This is a genomic window from Streptomyces sp. CWNU-52B, assembly GCF_047444975.1.
GTDB lineage: Bacteria > Actinomycetota > Actinomycetes > Streptomycetales > Streptomycetaceae > Streptomyces.
Map to the genome: position 1 here is coordinate 1 of NZ_JBLFJV010000001.1, position 14,897 is coordinate 14,897.

A 14,897-nucleotide genomic window follows, 5' to 3' on the forward strand; every position below is an offset into this window, starting at 1 on the left:
TGCCCGGCCCAGAACCTGATCCACCCCACCCCACAAGAGCCATCAGAAACGACCTAGGCGCTCGTCCCCGGGTGCCGGCCCGGTGGGGGCTTGTCGCGCAGTTCCCCGCGCCCCTGAAGGGGCGCGGGGAACTGCGCAGTCTTTTGGCTTTTGGCTGGGGCCCGGCCGGGGTCACGGGCCTTCCGGGCGGCCCCTCATGTCGGCTTCCATCGTCAGGAGGTCCTCGTTCGGGACGGCCCCGCCGAAGCGGCGGTCCCGGGACGCGAACTCCACGCACGCCCGCCACATGTCACGCCGGTCGAAGTCCGGCCACAACACGTCCTGGAACACCATCTCGGCATAACTCGACTGCCAGATCAGATAGTTGGACGTGCGCTGCTCCCCACTGGGCCGCAGGAAGAGATCCACGTCCGGCATGTCCGGGTAGTACAGATACTTCTGAATCGTCTTCTCGGTGACCTTGTCAGGGTCCAGCTTCCCGGCGGCGACATCAGCGGCCAGCGCCTTCGCCGCGTCGGCGAGCTCCGCCCGCCCCCCGTAGTTGACGCAGAAGTACAACGTCATCGCGTCGTTGTCCTGCGTCTGCTCCTGCGCGACCTGGAGCTCCTGGACGACGGACTTCCACAGCTTGGGCATCCGGCCCACCCAGCGGATCCGGATCCCGAGGTCGTTCATCTCGTCCCGCCGGCGCCGGATGACGTCCTTGTTGAAGTTCATCAGGAAGCGGACCTCCTCGGGCGACCGCTTCCAGTTCTCCGTCGAGAAGGCGTACAGGGAGAGGTTCTTGACGCCCAGCTCCAGGCAGCCCTTGAGGACGTCCATCACGACACCCTCGCCGACCCGGTGCCCCTCGGTGCGGGGCAGGCCGCGCTCCTTGGCCCAGCGGCCGTTCCCGTCCATCACGCACGCCACGTGGTTCGGGATCAGCTCACCGGGCAGCTTGGGCGCACGGGCACCGGACGGGTGCGGCTCCGGCGTCTTGTACTCGCGGCGCTGGCGCCCCAGGATCCCGCGTACCACCATCTGCTTCTCGTCTCTCTCAGGTCTCGTACAGCTGTTGATCGCACTAGGTGCTTTTCTCGACGTACCGCAGGGAGCGCAGGCCACGCTCCAGGTGCCAGTGCAGGTAGGCCGACACCAGCCCGCTGCCCTCCCTGACGTACCGCGGCTCGCACGCGTCCGCGTGCGCCCAGTCCCCCGTCAGCAGCGCACCGAGCAGTTCGAGGGCCCCCGCCGAGGGTACGACGCTGCCGGGCACCCGGCAGTCGACGCACACGGAGCCTCCCGCGGCGACGGAGAAGAAGCGGTTCGGTCCGGGCATCCCGCATTTCGCGCAGTCGTCGAAACTCGGCGCGTAGCCGTTCACGGCGAGTGAGCGCAGCAGGAACGCGTCGAGGATGAGGTGGGGTTCGTGCTCGCCCTGGGCGAGGGTCCGCAACCCGCCCACGAGCAGCAGATACTGCTGGACGGCCGGCTCCCCCTCGTGGTCCGTGAACCGCTCGGCCGTCTCCAGCATGGCCGTCCCGGCGGTGTAGCGGGCGTAGTCGGTCACGATGCCGCCGCCGTACGGAGCGATGGTCTCGCTCTGCGTGCACAGCGGCAGCCCGCGGCCGATCAGCTCACTCCCCCGAGCGAAGAACTGCACGTCGACGTGGGAGAAGGGTTCGAGCCGCGCCCCGAACTTGGACTTGGTCCTGCGGACGCCCCGGGCCACGGCCCGTACCCGCCCGTGACCGCGGGTGAGCAGGGTGATGATCCGGTCCGCCTCACCCAGCTTCTGGGTGCGCAGCACGATGCCGTCGTCGCGGAACAGACTCATGAGCCCATTCTCCCGTACGGGACCGGCGGGTGCGGCCGGGGTGGCCGGTGCGGTCGGGGTGACCGGGGTGGCTGAGTGCCGTCGGCGGCAGCGGTGCCGCGTCCGGTCTCCGGTCCGGTGGGCAGCGCCCGGGTCGGCAGCCGGGCGGCGGGTGGCAGGGGGCCCGCGCCGCCGTCCGCCCGGAACGACTGGATGATCAGCGCGGCGAGCCGCCGCGCCGCCGCCTCCTGCGCCGCGGGGGAACCGGCTCGAATGCCGTGCCCCGCTTGCAGGGTGAGGACGATGTCCTCCAGGACGATCTCCGCGCGCAGTGCGCCGCTCTCCTTGGCCCGCCGGATCAGCTCAAGGAGTCCGCGTACCGTCCGGTCGTGGTCGGCGGTGAACTCGGCGCCGCGGGAGAGCCGCACGAGGATGGCCCGCACGCGCGGGTCGCCGCCGGACGCGGCCACGAGCTTCTCGATCACCAGCGACAGCCCCTGCCACGGGTCCCCGGCCGCGAGGCCCTCGTCGACGACCGTCGTGCACAGGGTCATGTCCTCGGCGAAGGCCGCGGTCAGCAGCGCCTGTTTGGTCGGGAAGCGCCGGTAGACGGTGGCGGTGCCCACCCGGGCGCGCCGGGCGATCTCCCGTACCGGGACGGCGAGGCCCTCGGCGGTGAAGGCCGTCCGGGCCGCTGCCAGGATGCGGTCGCGGTTGTCGTGGGCGTCTGAACGCAACTGGCTCACAACCGGCTCACTACTGACTCACTTCGGTCGCCATCGCTCTCACTTTAGCCGGGCGGGACGGCAGCCCCTCCTACGTTCGGAGCCATGAGAACAGTCCAGTTCAGCGAGTACGGCCCGCCCGGCGTCCTGCGGATCGTCGAGGTACCGCGACCGCACGCGGGCCCCGGCGAGATCCGCGTCGCCGTCCGCGCGTCGAGTGTGTCACCGGGAGAGGTGAAGGGCCGTTCCGGAGCGATGCGGGAGGTGATGCCGGCGGTCTTCCCGGTCCGGACCGGTCACGAGGCCGCGGGCGTGGTCGACGAGGTGGGTGAAGGGGTGCCCGGCGTCCACGTCGGGGACGAGGTGTTCGGCGCGACCGCGAGCACCGGCCGCGGCGCCAACGCCGACCACGCGGTCCTCACCACGTGGGCACCGAAACCGGCCGCGTGGACGTGGGAGGAGGCGTCCGGCGCGCTGGGCGCCGTCGAGACGTCCTTCCGCGTCCTCGACCGGCTCGGGGTGGCCTCCGGGCACACCGTCCTGGTGCAGGGCGCGGCGGGCGGGACCGGCAGCGTCGCCGTCCAGCTCGCCCTCGTGCGCGGGGCCACCGTGATCGGCACCGCGAGCGAGCACAACCACGGTTTCCTGCGGTCCCTGGGCGCGGAGCCGACCACGTACGGTCCGGGGCTGGTCGAGCGGGTCCGCGCGCTCGCGCCGTCCGGCGTGGACGCGGTGTTCGACTGCGCGGGCGGCGCGCTGCCCGACCTGGTCGCCGTCGCCGTCGACGCCGATCCGGCCCGCGTGGTGACGGTCGCCGACCTCTCCGCCGCCGCCCACGGCGTGCACCTGTCGATCGCCTCGCCGGTCGCGGCTCTCGGCGCCGCCGACCCGCCCGCGCTGTACGGTCTGGCGCTCGCCGTCGAGCTGGCCGAACAGGGCCGGCTGCGGATCCCTCTCGCGGGGACGTTCCCTCTCGCCGAGGTCGCGGCCGCCCACGCGCTGAGCGAGAGCGGCCACGCCCGCGGCAAGATCGCGCTACGGCACTGACCTCATGGCACCTCGCCGCGGCTGCGTGCGTTGGCGTACGCCGTCGCGGCGCTGATCCGTTCCGCCGGGGTGGCTCCCCGGACGGTGTCCGGTGCGCAGTCCCACTCCCGGCCGCCGCCGTACGGGCGGAGCTGGACGTACGGCCCCTCGTGGCCCATCACCCTGCCGACCCGCCCGGTCCTCGTGTCGACGGCGTACGTCCCTACGTGGGGCTTCATCGCAGCACCGCCGCGAGCCGGGCCGCCGTCTCGACGGAGCAGCGGCCCAGTTCGACGAGCGGGCAGGGTGCCTCGCGCGCCAAAGTCGCCGGGTCGAGCCGGAGTGTCGGCAGCTTGATTCCTGTGGAAGCGAGTGCGTCGCGCAATTCCTTCACCGTTTCCTCCGCTTGTTCGACGCAGACCGTCGAGTGCCGTACGTCGTCTCCCTGGCGAGCAGCCTTCACCGTGTTCCCCTTTTCTCCGTGGTTTCACTCTTCTCGACTCCACGGTGACACCGGCCGATTACTCTTTGGAAGAGGTCCACGCCGAGCAACGGCGGTGCAGCGGAAAGGGGTTAGCCATGGCCAATGGTTCACGTCAAGCGGCCTGGGAATTCTTCGGAACAGAACTGAAGAGACACCGGGAGGACGCTGCGCTGACTCAGGCGGAGTTGGGGCAGCGGGTGTTTGTGTCGGGCGGCTACATCGGCCAGTTCGAACAGGCGATTCGCCGACCGCAGTTGGATGTGGCGCAGAGGATCGATGAGGTCCTACAAACCGTGGGCTTTTTCGAGCGCACCTGGCGGAAGCTCATCGATGACAAGCGATACGCGGATTACTTCGCGAACGTGGTCGAGCTGGAGCGCCTCGCGACAAAGCTCTGCGACTTCGCGCCTGTGCTCGTACCAGGACTCCTTCAGACTGCCGCCTACGCGCAAGCGGTCACTCTGGCGACCAACCCCTTCGCAGCCGGCGAGCACGTACAGGAGAAGGTCACGGCGCGGCTTGAGCGCTCACGCATCCTGGAAGGTGCTGCACGTCCCGAGTATTGGGCGATCCTCCACGAGAACGTGCTGCGCATCCCGGTGGGCGGTCCGGCGGTGATGGCCAGGCAGCTGGAGCACATCCTCACCGTGGCTCACCACCAGAAGGTGCTGGTCACGGTCCTTCCGTACGCGGCAGGAGCATTCGCCGCGATGGCCGGAATGATGACGCTCATGGAGTTCCCTGACGCTCCACCAACCGCCTATACAGAAGCCGTATATTCAGGGACCCTCCTCGACGACCCGGCCCTGGTGAAGCGTATGCAGGGGACATACGATCTGCTGAGGGTCGCCGTACTGTCGCCGGAGGCGTCCCTGGCCCTGATCGCTTCGGCGGCTGAGGACTACAGACGATGCCCGAGTTCGACCTGAGCAACGCCCGCTGGCGCAAGAGCAGCTACAGCGATGGCAACGGAGGCAGTTGCGTCGAAATCGCGTACGACTTCATAGGCGCCGCCCGCTGGCGCAAGAGCACCTACAGCGGTGGCAGCGGCGGCGAGTCGTGCGTCGAAGTCGCCGACGGTCTCCCCGGAATCGTGCCCGTCCGGGACAGCAAAGTCGCGGACGGGGCCGTACTTCTGGTCGGCGCCACAGCCTGGACGCAGTTCGTCCGCCGAGTCGGGCGCCCCGCCCGCTCACAAGGAGAACGGTGAACTCGATTTCACTCAGGTGCGTCGGCGGTGGGGGTGTCCGGCCCGGTCGACGTCGCCGCGGTGGGAGGCAGGGACCGGTGGCGGGGGACGCTCTGGCGGGGTGGCCTGGTCAGGGTGATCTGACGGACCAGTTGCTGGAAGCAGGCCAACGCCGCGAGCGCCGGCAGCGCGGCCGTGGCGATGCTCGTGAACGTCCGGTGGGCCTGCGCAGCACACAGCGCCATCGCCACGGACGCGAACAGTAGGACGACGAACCAGGAATGCGCGGCGCGACGCTGGTGCAGGGCTGCTCGCAGGATGGAGAGCGAGGCCATCATCCACGGGCCGTAGACCAGCAGGGGCCACCACGCCGCCGTGCTGCTCTCCGTGAGTGAGGCGACGTGGCGCAGGGGGACGTACGACACCATCCCGCCGAAGACGCTCACCATCGACACGATGACGGCGCCCAGCGCGGCGATGGTGAAACTGACGGTCTGCAGCCAGGTGAAACGGGACTTGAGGCTTTTGCGGATTCGCACTTTTCGATGCCCGGAAGGATGAGACCGGATGCGCGGCAGCTCCGCGGTGATGCGGGCCAGGTTGTCCATCGGGTCGCCGGTGAGTCCGCCGACGGGTGGGGCTTCGCTGCGGGGTGGTGGCACGGTGGCCGACGGCTCCGCCGACGCCGCGTCCTGAAGGAGGTAGGTCAGTTCCTCGACCGGGTCCCAGGCCGAGTCGAAGGAACCGGAGGGGGCGCCCGTGTAGGGGCCCGCGTTCCCCGAGTACCCCGAGTACCCCGGATACTCCTGGGGTCCCGTGCGGTGTCCCGTGTCGACGGGGCCACGGTGCCGCCCGGAGCCCGCCCCGGTCCCCGCCCCCGTACCCGCTCCGCCGTCGTACGCGCGGTCGTCCGGAACGAACAGGTGGGCGTAGTCGTCGTTCACTGGATATCTTCCCCCCGTCATGCGCGGACCACGTTGCCGCTGGGCCACGCCTGGGCGCCCCACCGCTGGTTCAGTTCGCTCTGCGCACTGTTCAGAGACGCCAGAAAATCTCCCAACAAAGGCTCTGTGACGCATAGTTCGACCGATTCGCCGTCCCCGCGCAAAGTGCCACGGGCACCCGGTGCCGAATGGGCCGAGGCGGGTGTGTAGATGTACCGGCCCATCGCCACCTGAGGGACGACAGTCAGATTTTCCTCACCCGCTGGGATCTGGGCGGGATTGCCGAGGAGCCATGCTTTCGTCATATCTCGCTAACGCCGTCCGCTCTTACTCGGATGCGCGGCAAATGAGTGAGCGTAACCCCGTCGAATCAATTGACGGCGGCGTTTATAGGCCAGGGTCCCGCACGGACCGAAAAGCAGGTCCTTCTACCGCCCGCGCTCCCCGAACCCGCGTACGTACCTTCGCTGCCACGGTGTCTCCACGGCGTGGCGGTCGTAGTTCCGTCGCACGAACTCGACGGCCTCCCCGGGCGGCACACCGTCCAGGACCGCGAGGCAGGCCAGGGCCGTGCCCGTACGGCCGCGGCCGCCCGCGCAGGCGATCTCGACACGCTCGGCGGGGTCCGCGGCCCGCTCCCAGACCCGTGTCAGGACCGTCCGCGCGTCGGCCCGGTCCCGGGGCAGCCGGAAGTCCGGCCACCTCAACCAGCGGGACTCCCAGGGGACTTCGGGCGGCTCCTTGCCGAGGAGATAGACGCCGTACGTGGGAAGCGGCGCCGCGGGATCGAGCGGCCTGCGCAGCCCCCGGCCCCGTACCGGACGGCCGGACGGCAGCCGGAGCACGCCGGGCTCCGCCTCGCCCCAACCCGCCTCGTCCCAGCCCGCCCCGTCCGCTCCGTCCGCCCGACCCGCGTTCATCCGACCCCCCGTGACTCCTGGGCGGCCCTCGCCTCGATTCCCCGGAAGTGGTCCGCCATCGCCTTCTGCGCCCCCTCGACGTCGTGCGCGCGCAGGGCGACGACTATGTCACGGTGGCGGCGGACCGTGACCTCGGGCGCCGGGTCGTCCGTCCAGCCGCGTACGGCGGAGACCCGCCGGAAGACGGTCCAGAAGGCCCCCAGCAGCTGGGACACCAGCGCGTTCCCGAGCGGCGCGTACAGCAGCTCATGGAACTCGCGGTCGAGTTCGGGGAAGGGCAGCCCGGCCGAGCCCGCCTCCTCCATCCGGTCCACCACGCCCTCCAGGCGCGCCAGTTCCTCGTCCGACAGGGTGCCCGCTACCCGGCGCACCAGCCCCTCCTCCAGGACCTCCCGGATCTGGAGGATCTCCGCCAACGCGCCCGTGTCGTCGCCCTGCCCGTCCTGCCCGTCCCGCCCGGCCTGGCGGGCCAGCGTGCGGAAGGTGAGGCCGTCGACGAACGGCGTCAGGGAGGCCTGGCCGACATAGGTGCCGTAGCCGTGCCTGATCTCCACGATGTCGAGGGCCTGTAGCGCCTTGAGGGCCTCGCGCACGGAGTTGCGGCTGACGCCGAGGGACTCCATCAGTTCGGCCTCGGTGGGCAGCGGCGCACCGGCCAGGAGCCTGCGGTCGAGGATCAGCTGGGTGACCTCGCGCTGGATCTGGCTGCTCACGTGCCGCTCGCGGGGGTTCCTGGAGCCGTCGGATGCGCGCCGCTCAGACATGCGCCGCATCGTACGCGGCAGGGACATCCCACGTCCCACCTCGTGACAGGATCCGCACCCCCACACACGTCAACCCTCAGTTGACGAAGTGTCAACTTTGCTTGTTTCACGGCGTCATTGGTCGCACCTCTGGCAGAAACGGCATTCGTGCGCGTTCCCTTGACCGCCCCCACGGGCCCTCTTATCGTCACGCTGCACCCAAGACGTAGAACGTCGTATCTCCCACTCCTTGCTGGAGGAACCGTGCGCGACGCCACCCCCGCACCGGCGCTGCACCGCCGGTCGTTCCTGAAGTACTCCGGCGCGCTCGGCGCGGCCGCCACGATCGCCTCGACGCTCTCCGCCTGCTCCTCGGGGCCGGAGTCCACGAACGAGACGGGCGGCGAGGGCGAGGGTGCCGACCGGACGCTCACCGCGGTGATCGGCTACGGCAACGACCAGAGCTGGGACCCACTGATGACGGCCTCGGCCTTCGCGATGGCCGGCAACCAGCACATCTACGAGGGGCTGCTGGACACCGACCCGATCAGCCGTGAGCCGTACCCGGCCCTGGCGAGGGCGATTCCCGCCGATCTCCGGGCGACCACCTGGAAGTTCACGCTGCGGGAAGGGGCCAAGTGGCACGACGGACAGCCCGTCACCGCCGACGACGTGGTCTTCACCTATGAGCGCGTCCTGGATCCCAAGACGACGACCCTCGCCAAGAACTTCTTCGCCTCCTGGCTGAAGGAGGTACGGAAGGTCGACGAGGAATCGGTCGAACTGGTCCTCAAGTTCCCCTTCCCCGACGGGGCCCAGCGGCTCACGCTCGCGAAGATCATGCCGAAGCACGTGTTCGGGAAGGCGGGCGCGCTGGACCAGGCGACGACGGGAAAGGCGGTCGGTTCGGGCCCGTACCGGCAGACCGCTCACCACCCGAAGTCCAACACCACCTTCGAGGCGTTCGCGGACTACAACGGGCCGCGAAAGGCCGCGTTCAAGAAGATGAACTGGCTGACCATCGTCGACGCCGCGCCGCGGGTCGCGAAGATCTCGGGGTCGAGCGCGGGGGCGCAGATCGCCGACAACATTCCGTACGCCAACATCTCCCAGCTGGAGAAGGGCGGTCTGAAGGTCGAGGGCGGGGCGGGAATGAACCACCTCTTCCTTCTCTTCAACACCGCCCACAAGCCGTTCGACGACGTGCGGGTGCGGCAGGCGCTGCATTACGCGATCGACAAGGAGCAGATGATCCGGGCCGCGCTGCGCGGTCACGGAAAGCCGGCGTCGTCGTTCCTCAACGAGGAGAACCCGACGTACCGCAAGGCGAAGACCGTCTACGGCTACGACCCGGACAAGGCCAGGGCGCTGCTGAAGGAGGCCGGGGTGAGCGGCCTGACGGTCAGCCTGATGGCGGTCAACGTGAGCTGGATCGTGGACTGCCTGCCGACCGTCAAGGCCTCCTGGGACGCGATCGGGGTCAAGACGACCCTCGAACCGCAGGAGACCGCCGCGCTCTTCACGAAACTCGACCAGAAGAAGGACTTCCAGGTCGTCGCCGCCGCGTCCAATCCGAACCAGTTCGGTCTCGACGCGGATCTGATCATGCATTACAACTACGGGCCCGGGAACACCTGGATGCGGTATGCCCGCTGGGAGGGCAATTCCGTGGCCAAGGACCTCTTCAAACGGATGGACCAGGCCACGCGGGAGCCGGACACCGCGAAGAAGAAGACGATGACGCAGGAATACATCGACGTCGTCGCCGAGAACGCGGTGATCTATCCGGTGGTGCACAACGAGCTGATCACGGCATGGGACGCGAAGGACCTGACGGGTGTCCGGCCGCAGCCGTACCCGGGGATCAACGTGCTCCAGGCGAAGTGGGTCTAGAGGTCACGCGGAGGCTGCCGGCTTTCTTGTCGTACCGAGGAGAGAAGAATCTGTGGTCGCGATCGTCAGGATTCTGGGTCGGCGGGTCGTTCTGCTCATTCCGCTGATGCTCGGAATCATTCTGTTCGTGTTCGTCGTGATGCGGTTCTCGGACAGCGATCCGGCGTCCGCGTACTTCCAGGGCGCCAACCCGACCGAGCAGCAGCTGCACGACTTCCGGGAGCGCAACGGACTGCTCGACCCGTTCCCGGTGCGGTACGTCGGCTTCGTCGGGGATCTGGTCCGGGGTGACATGGGCGTCAGCGCGCTGACGCGGGCGCCCGTCGTCGACCAGGTCACCACCGCGCTGCCGCTCACGATGCAGCTGACCTTCCTGGGTCTGGGCATCGCGGTGGTGCTCTCGCTGCTCGGCGGGGTCACCGCCGCGATCTACCGGGACCGGTTCCCCGACCAGCTGATCCGGGTCGTCTCACTGACCGGCGTGGCGGCGCCCGGCTTCTGGCTGGCGCTGCTGATGATCCAGTACCTCGCCGTGGACCTGGGCTGGTTCCCCACCAGCGGTTACATCAACCCGGCCGACTCGTTCACCGGCTGGCTGAAGACCATGACGCTGCCCGCGCTCGCCCTGTCGCTGCCGGTCGCCGCCCAGCTCACCCGGATCGTGCGCACGGCCGTGGTGGAGGAGCTGGACAAGGACTACGTACGGACCGCGATCGGCAGCGGCCTGCCCCCGGTGGTCGTCGTCGGGCGGAACGTGCTGCGCAACGCCCTGATGAACCCGCTGACCGTGCTCGGCCTGCGCGTCGGCTATCTGCTCGGCGGCGCGGTCGTCATCGAGACGATCTTCAATCTGCCGGGGATGGGGAAACTCATGATCGACGCCGTGAAGAACGGTGATCCGGCCGTCGTCCAGGGCGGCGTCCTCACCATCGCCTTCGGGTTCGTCGTCGTGAACCTGGTCATCGACATCCTCTACCTGCTGGTCAACCCGCGTCTGAGGAGTGCCGAAGCATGATGGTGACCAACCGGAAGCGGCTCACCGACGCCCTTTCCCGGCCCGGCGTCCGGCTCAAGGGGTTCACCCGGCTTCCCCTGATCTCCCGGATCGCCGTCGGCGTCATCGGGATCGTCGTGCTCACCGCCCTGCTGGCACCGCTCGTCTCCCCGCACGACCCGCTCGAACAGGCGCCGCTGGTCGACCACGGCCACGGCGAGGGCGCGCCGTCCGGCGAGCACTGGATGGGGCAGGACAGCCTGGGCCGCGACATCCTCAGCCGGCTGATGTACGGCGCCCGCTGGTCCCTGGCGATCGGCCTCGGCGCGACCGCGCTCGCCCTGGTCGTGGGCGCGCTCATCGGCGCGGTCGCGGCGACCTCGCGCAAGGCGGTCGACGAGACGCTCATGCGCTGCCTCGACATCGTCATGGCCTTCCCCGGCATCGCGCTCGCGGCCGTCTTCGTCGCGGTGTTCGGCGGCGGCATCCCGATCCTCATCGGCGCGATCGCCTTCCTCTACATGCCACCGATGGCCCGGGTCGTACGGGCCAACGTGATGGACCAGTACGGCGAGGACTATGTGACCGCCGAGCGGGTCATCGGCGCGCGCACCCCGCACATCGTGTGGCGGCACGTGGCCGTCAACTGCGCGGCTCCGGTCCTGGTCTTCTGCACCGTGCAGGTCGCCGAGGCGATCGTCTTCGAGGCGTCGCTGTCCTTCATCGGCGCGGGCGTGCGGCCGCCCGACCCGTCCTGGGGCAGTGTCATCGCGGACGGCAAGAACATGGTGCTGACCGGCGGCTGGTGGGCGACCGTCTTCCCGGGGCTGCTGATGCTGGTCACCGTGCTGTCCCTGAACATCCTCTCCGAGGGCGTCTCGGACGCGTGGGCGGCGCCCGCGGGCCGGGACGTGCCGGCGCGCGCGGCTCAGGACCGCCTGGAGACGCCCGAGCCGGGCAGCGGGCAGGTCCTGGAACTGCCCGGCCTCGCGGAGGCCGCCCAGCGGCTGCGCGGCCGGGCCCGTCCCCTGCCCGAGGGCCACCGGCCGGTCCTGAGCGTCGAGAACCTGGCCATCGGTTTCGACGCCCGGCACGGGGGTGTGGACATCGTCGACGGCATCAGTTTCGACGTACAGCCCGGTGAAGTCCTCGGCCTGGTGGGCGAGTCCGGCTGCGGCAAGTCGCTGACCGCCCTCGCGGTGATGGGCCTGGAGCCGAAGGGCGCCCGGATCCGCGGCCATGTCCGCTTCGACCAGCGGCAGTTGGTCGGCGAGCCGATGCGCGTACGCCGCAGGCTGCTCGGCCACGAGATGGCGATGATCTACCAGGACGCCCTGTCCTCGCTGAACCCGGCGATGTCGATCCGCGCCCAGCTCAAACAGGTGGTCAGAAGGGGCGGCACCCGCTCGGGCGCCGAACTCCTCGAACTGGTCGGCCTGGACCCGGAGCGCACCCTGCGCAGCTACCCGCACGAACTGTCCGGCGGCCAGCGCCAGCGCGTACTGATCGCGATGGCGCTCTCCCGCGACCCCAGGCTGATCGTCGCCGACGAGCCGACGACCGCCCTCGACGTCACCGTGCAGGCGCAGATCATGGAGCTGCTGCTGAGGCTGCGTACCGAGCTGGACTTCGCGCTCGTCCTCGTCTCGCACGACCTGGCGCTCGTCGCGGACGTCACCGACCGGGTCGTCGTGATGTACGGCGGTCAGATCGTGGAGTCGGGCGTCACGGCGGACCTGGTGGAGTCGCCGTCCCACCACTACACGCGCGGCCTCCTCGGCAGCGTCCTGTCGCTGGAGTCGGCGGCCGAACGGATGACGCAGATCAAGGGGGTCGTGCCCTCCCCCGCCGACTTCCCGGCGGGCTGCCGGTTCGCCGACCGCTGCCCGATGGCGACACAGGTGTGCCGCTCGACCGCCCCCCGGCTGACGGGCCCGCCCCGCCGCCACGAGGTCGCCTGCCACCACCCGGCGCTCGCCCCCACCGCGCACCCCGCGCACACCCCGGCCACGTATCCCGGCGGCCCCGACGGAAGCGAGGCCGCGACATGAGCACGAGCCGACCGGCAGGCGGCCCCCTCGTGGAGCTGTCCGACGTGCATGTCGTCCACAAGGCGCGCACCGGCGGCCTGTTCGCCCGCGACCGCGTGTACGCCCTGACCGGCGCCGCTCTCACCGTCGCGCCCGGTGAGACGGTGGGCGTCGTCGGGGAGTCCGGCTGCGGCAAGTCGACGCTCGCCAAGGTGCTGGTGGGCGTGCAGAAGCCGACGTCCGGGACGGTGTCCCTGCGGGGCGGCGACCTGTGGACGATGCCCCCGGCGGAGCGGCGGACCGCGGTGGGCACCGGCACGGGCATGATCTTCCAGGACCCTTCGACGGCCCTGAACCGCCGCCTGACGGTACGCCAGATCCTGCGCGACCCGCTGGACGTGCACAAGCGGGACACGGCCCGGCAACGGGACGACCGGGTGCGCGAGTTGATGTCCCTGGTCGGCCTCCCCGATGCGCTCGCGGACGGCCTGCCCGGCCAGCTCTCCGGCGGGCAGCGGCAACGGGTCGCCATCGCGCGGGCGCTGGCCCTCGACCCGGACCTGGTGGTCGCCGACGAGCCGACGAGCGCGCTGGACGTCTCCGTGCGCGCCCAGATCCTCAACCTCCTCCTCGACCTGAAGGAACGCCTCGGCCTGGCCCTGGTGTTCGTCTCGCACGACATCCAGACGGTCCGCAGGATGAGCGACCGCGTCATCACGATGTACCTCGGCCGGATCGTCGAGGAGTCCCCGGCCGACGAGGTGACGGACCGCTCCCGGCATCCGTACACCCGCGCCCTCTTCTCGGCGACGCCCGGCCTCCTCGACCCGATCGACCCGATCCCGCTGGTGGGCCCGGTGCCGTCGGCGACCCGGCCACCGAGCGGGTGCCCGTTCCGGACGCGCTGCTGGAAGGCGGACGCGGTGTGCGCGCAGTCCATGCCGGACTTCGCGGCCGCGGCGACCCCCGGGCACCGCTACCGCTGCCACCACCCTGTCGAGGACGGCGTGTCGACCCGCGACCTGGTGACACAGGCCGGCACAGCGGCACCGCGGGCCGGCACGACGGCCAACCCCCCGTCCGACGACGTCCAGAGGAAGCCTCGATGACCCTTCCCGCCCCGCTGACCGGTGTCGTACCGCCCGTCTGCACACCCCTGACACCGGACCGCGAGGTGGACGTCCCCTCGTTGACCAGACTGGTCGACCACCTCCTGGAGGGCGGGGTGGACGCCCTGTTCGTCCTCGGATCGTCGTCGGAGGCCGCGTACTTGACGGACCGTCACCGGCGCCTGGTCGTCGAGACCGTGGTCGGGCACGTGGCGGGCGGGGTGCCCGTCCTCGCCGGCGCCATCGACATGACGACCCCGCGCGTCCTGGACCACGTCCGGTACGTCACGGAGGCGGGCGCCGACGCCGTGGTCGTGACGGCCCCCTTCTACACGCGCACGCATCCGGCGGAGATCGCCCGCCACTTCCGCCTCGTCGCCGCCCGTTCGCCGGTGCCGGTCCTCGCGTACGACCTCCCGGTGGCCGTCCACTCCAAGCTGAGCCCGGAGCTGGTCCTCGAGCTGGCGGCCGACGGGACGCTGGCCGGCCTGAAGGACTCCAGCGGGGACGAGGGCGGCTTCCGGTCGGTGGTGACCGGGGCACGGGCGGACCCCGCCGTCTCCGGTTTCAGCGTGCTGACCGGGTCCGAACTGGTCGTCGACGCCGCGCTCGCGATGGGGGCGGACGGGGCGGTCCCGGGTCTCGCGAACGTGGATCCCGCCGGGTACGCGCGGCTGTACCGGCTGTGCCGGGAGGGGGACTGGGAGCGGGCCCGGGGTGAGCAGGAGCGGTTGTGTTCGTTGTTCGGGACGGTGCGGGCGGGGGATGCGGGGCGGGCGGGGGGTAGTTCGGCGGCGCTCGGGGCGTTCAAGGCGGCGCTGCATCTGCGGGGTGTGATCGCGTGTCCGGCCACGGCGGAGCCGCAGGTCCCGCTGTCCGCGGAGGAGGTTGCGGGGGTGGGGAAGTTCTTGGCGGGGGCGGGTCTGTTGTAGGGGTGTTGTCGCCCCCGCCGCCCCTACCCATTCCCGTCCCGTCCTCGGGGGCTCCGCCCCCGAACCCCCGTTGCGCAGTTCCCCGCGCCCCCAATGGGGGCGCGGGGAAC

General features: G+C 70.4%; 16 protein-coding genes. 8 read left to right on the forward strand and 8 right to left on the reverse strand.

Annotated elements, in window-relative coordinates:
- Positions 1–171 precede the first annotated feature (171 nt).
- Genes ACLVWQ_RS00005 through ACLVWQ_RS00015 form a run of 3 tightly spaced genes read right to left on the reverse strand, consistent with a single transcriptional unit; the run spans position 172 to position 2,544 of the window.
- Positions 172–1,023, reverse strand: a complete 852-nt coding sequence (locus ACLVWQ_RS00005; RefSeq protein ID WP_414105936.1) for an isoprenyl transferase — start codon at positions 1,021–1,023, stop codon at positions 172–174.
- 43 nt (positions 1,024–1,066) lie between these two features.
- Positions 1,067–1,819, reverse strand: a complete 753-nt coding sequence (gene recO, locus ACLVWQ_RS00010; protein ID WP_189775884.1) for a DNA repair protein RecO — start codon at positions 1,817–1,819, stop codon at positions 1,067–1,069.
- On the reverse strand, positions 1,816–2,544 hold the full coding sequence (locus tag ACLVWQ_RS00015; RefSeq protein WP_414105938.1) for a TetR/AcrR family transcriptional regulator: 729 nt from the start codon (positions 2,542–2,544) through the stop codon (positions 1,816–1,818). Before ACLVWQ_RS00015 ends, recO begins: the two co-directional genes overlap by 4 nt.
- Before the next feature lie 84 nt (positions 2,545–2,628).
- On the opposite strand from ACLVWQ_RS00015, the gene ACLVWQ_RS00020 reads away from it, so the two are divergent.
- A complete protein-coding gene (locus tag ACLVWQ_RS00020; RefSeq protein WP_414105939.1) occupies positions 2,629–3,570 on the forward strand; it encodes an NADP-dependent oxidoreductase in 942 nt (313 codons plus the stop codon).
- A gap of 2 nt (positions 3,571–3,572) precedes the next feature.
- Here ACLVWQ_RS00020 and ACLVWQ_RS00025 read toward each other — a convergent pair whose 3' ends face one another.
- Together ACLVWQ_RS00025 and ACLVWQ_RS00030 are read right to left on the reverse strand one after the other, a co-directional pair.
- Complete coding sequence (locus ACLVWQ_RS00025) at positions 3,573–3,788, reverse strand: hypothetical protein (RefSeq protein ID WP_414105940.1); 216 nt, start codon at positions 3,786–3,788, stop codon at positions 3,573–3,575.
- Entirely contained in the window at positions 3,785–4,012 is a 228-nt protein-coding gene (locus tag ACLVWQ_RS00030) for a hypothetical protein (protein ID WP_414105941.1), read from the reverse strand. Before ACLVWQ_RS00030 ends, ACLVWQ_RS00025 begins: the two co-directional genes overlap by 4 nt.
- 116 nt (positions 4,013–4,128) lie before the next feature.
- Here ACLVWQ_RS00030 and ACLVWQ_RS00035 point away from each other — a divergent pair, with 116 nt between their 5' ends.
- Positions 4,129–4,962, forward strand: coding sequence for a helix-turn-helix domain-containing protein (locus ACLVWQ_RS00035; RefSeq protein WP_414105942.1), 834 nt, complete (start codon positions 4,129–4,131; stop codon positions 4,960–4,962).
- Positions 4,944–5,243, forward strand: a complete 300-nt coding sequence (locus ACLVWQ_RS00040) for a DUF397 domain-containing protein (RefSeq protein WP_414105943.1) — start codon at positions 4,944–4,946, stop codon at positions 5,241–5,243. Before ACLVWQ_RS00035 ends, ACLVWQ_RS00040 begins: the two co-directional genes overlap by 19 nt.
- A gap of 8 nt (positions 5,244–5,251) precedes the next feature.
- On the opposite strand, the gene ACLVWQ_RS00045 is transcribed toward ACLVWQ_RS00040, so the two are convergent.
- From ACLVWQ_RS00045 to ACLVWQ_RS00055, 3 genes are all read right to left on the reverse strand, one after another.
- Positions 5,252–6,166, reverse strand: a complete 915-nt coding sequence (locus tag ACLVWQ_RS00045) for a DUF2637 domain-containing protein (protein WP_414105944.1) — start codon at positions 6,164–6,166, stop codon at positions 5,252–5,254.
- A gap of 428 nt (positions 6,167–6,594) precedes the next feature.
- The gene (locus tag ACLVWQ_RS00050; RefSeq protein ID WP_414105945.1) at positions 6,595–7,086 is read right to left on the reverse strand and encodes a protein-tyrosine phosphatase family protein; all 492 of its coding nucleotides are present in this window, start codon (positions 7,084–7,086) and stop codon (positions 6,595–6,597) included.
- Positions 7,083–7,859, reverse strand: a complete 777-nt coding sequence (locus tag ACLVWQ_RS00055; protein ID WP_414106173.1) for a FadR/GntR family transcriptional regulator — start codon at positions 7,857–7,859, stop codon at positions 7,083–7,085. The genes ACLVWQ_RS00050 and ACLVWQ_RS00055 overlap by 4 nt, the downstream gene beginning before the upstream one ends.
- Before the next feature lie 234 nt (positions 7,860–8,093).
- Between ACLVWQ_RS00055 and ACLVWQ_RS00060 the strand changes: the two genes are divergently transcribed.
- The 5 genes from ACLVWQ_RS00060 to ACLVWQ_RS00080 are packed head-to-tail and all read left to right on the forward strand — an operon-like array spanning position 8,094 to position 14,787.
- Positions 8,094–9,722 (forward strand): ABC transporter substrate-binding protein, encoded by a 1,629-nt coding sequence (locus ACLVWQ_RS00060; RefSeq protein ID WP_414105946.1) that lies wholly within the window; start codon positions 8,094–8,096, stop codon positions 9,720–9,722.
- Between the two features lie 52 nt (positions 9,723–9,774).
- Complete coding sequence (locus tag ACLVWQ_RS00065; RefSeq protein WP_414105947.1) at positions 9,775–10,737, forward strand: ABC transporter permease; 963 nt, start codon at positions 9,775–9,777, stop codon at positions 10,735–10,737.
- Entirely contained in the window at positions 10,737–12,767 is a 2,031-nt protein-coding gene (locus ACLVWQ_RS00070) for a dipeptide/oligopeptide/nickel ABC transporter permease/ATP-binding protein (protein WP_414106174.1), read from the forward strand. Before ACLVWQ_RS00065 ends, ACLVWQ_RS00070 begins: the two co-directional genes overlap by 1 nt.
- Positions 12,764–13,855, forward strand: a complete 1,092-nt coding sequence (locus ACLVWQ_RS00075; RefSeq protein ID WP_414105948.1) for an oligopeptide/dipeptide ABC transporter ATP-binding protein — start codon at positions 12,764–12,766, stop codon at positions 13,853–13,855. Before ACLVWQ_RS00070 ends, ACLVWQ_RS00075 begins: the two co-directional genes overlap by 4 nt.
- Complete coding sequence (locus ACLVWQ_RS00080) at positions 13,852–14,787, forward strand: dihydrodipicolinate synthase family protein (RefSeq protein WP_414105949.1); 936 nt, start codon at positions 13,852–13,854, stop codon at positions 14,785–14,787. Before ACLVWQ_RS00075 ends, ACLVWQ_RS00080 begins: the two co-directional genes overlap by 4 nt.
- The last annotated feature ends 110 nt before the right edge of the window (positions 14,788–14,897 follow it).

Coding starts and splice junctions, on each gene's coding strand:
- ACLVWQ_RS00035 (WP_414105942.1), top strand. CDS start 4,129: ATGGCCAATGGTTCACGTCAAGCGGCCTGGGAATTCTTCGGAACAGAA.
- ACLVWQ_RS00025 (WP_414105940.1), bottom strand. CDS start 3,788: ATGAAGCCCCACGTAGGGACGTACGCCGTCGACACGAGGACCGGGCGG.
- ACLVWQ_RS00055 (WP_414106173.1), bottom strand. CDS start 7,859: ATGCGGCGCATGTCTGAGCGGCGCGCATCCGACGGCTCCAGGAACCCC.
- ACLVWQ_RS00040 (WP_414105943.1), top strand. CDS start 4,944: ATGCCCGAGTTCGACCTGAGCAACGCCCGCTGGCGCAAGAGCAGCTAC.
- ACLVWQ_RS00020 (WP_414105939.1), top strand. CDS start 2,629: ATGAGAACAGTCCAGTTCAGCGAGTACGGCCCGCCCGGCGTCCTGCGG.
- ACLVWQ_RS00050 (WP_414105945.1), bottom strand. CDS start 7,086: ATGAACGCGGGTCGGGCGGACGGAGCGGACGGGGCGGGCTGGGACGAG.
- ACLVWQ_RS00005 (WP_414105936.1), bottom strand. CDS start 1,023: ATGGTGGTACGCGGGATCCTGGGGCGCCAGCGCCGCGAGTACAAGACG.
- recO (WP_189775884.1), bottom strand. CDS start 1,819: ATGAGTCTGTTCCGCGACGACGGCATCGTGCTGCGCACCCAGAAGCTG.
- ACLVWQ_RS00070 (WP_414106174.1), top strand. CDS start 10,737: ATGGTGACCAACCGGAAGCGGCTCACCGACGCCCTTTCCCGGCCCGGC.
- ACLVWQ_RS00075 (WP_414105948.1), top strand. CDS start 12,764: ATGAGCACGAGCCGACCGGCAGGCGGCCCCCTCGTGGAGCTGTCCGAC.
- ACLVWQ_RS00080 (WP_414105949.1), top strand. CDS start 13,852: ATGACCCTTCCCGCCCCGCTGACCGGTGTCGTACCGCCCGTCTGCACA.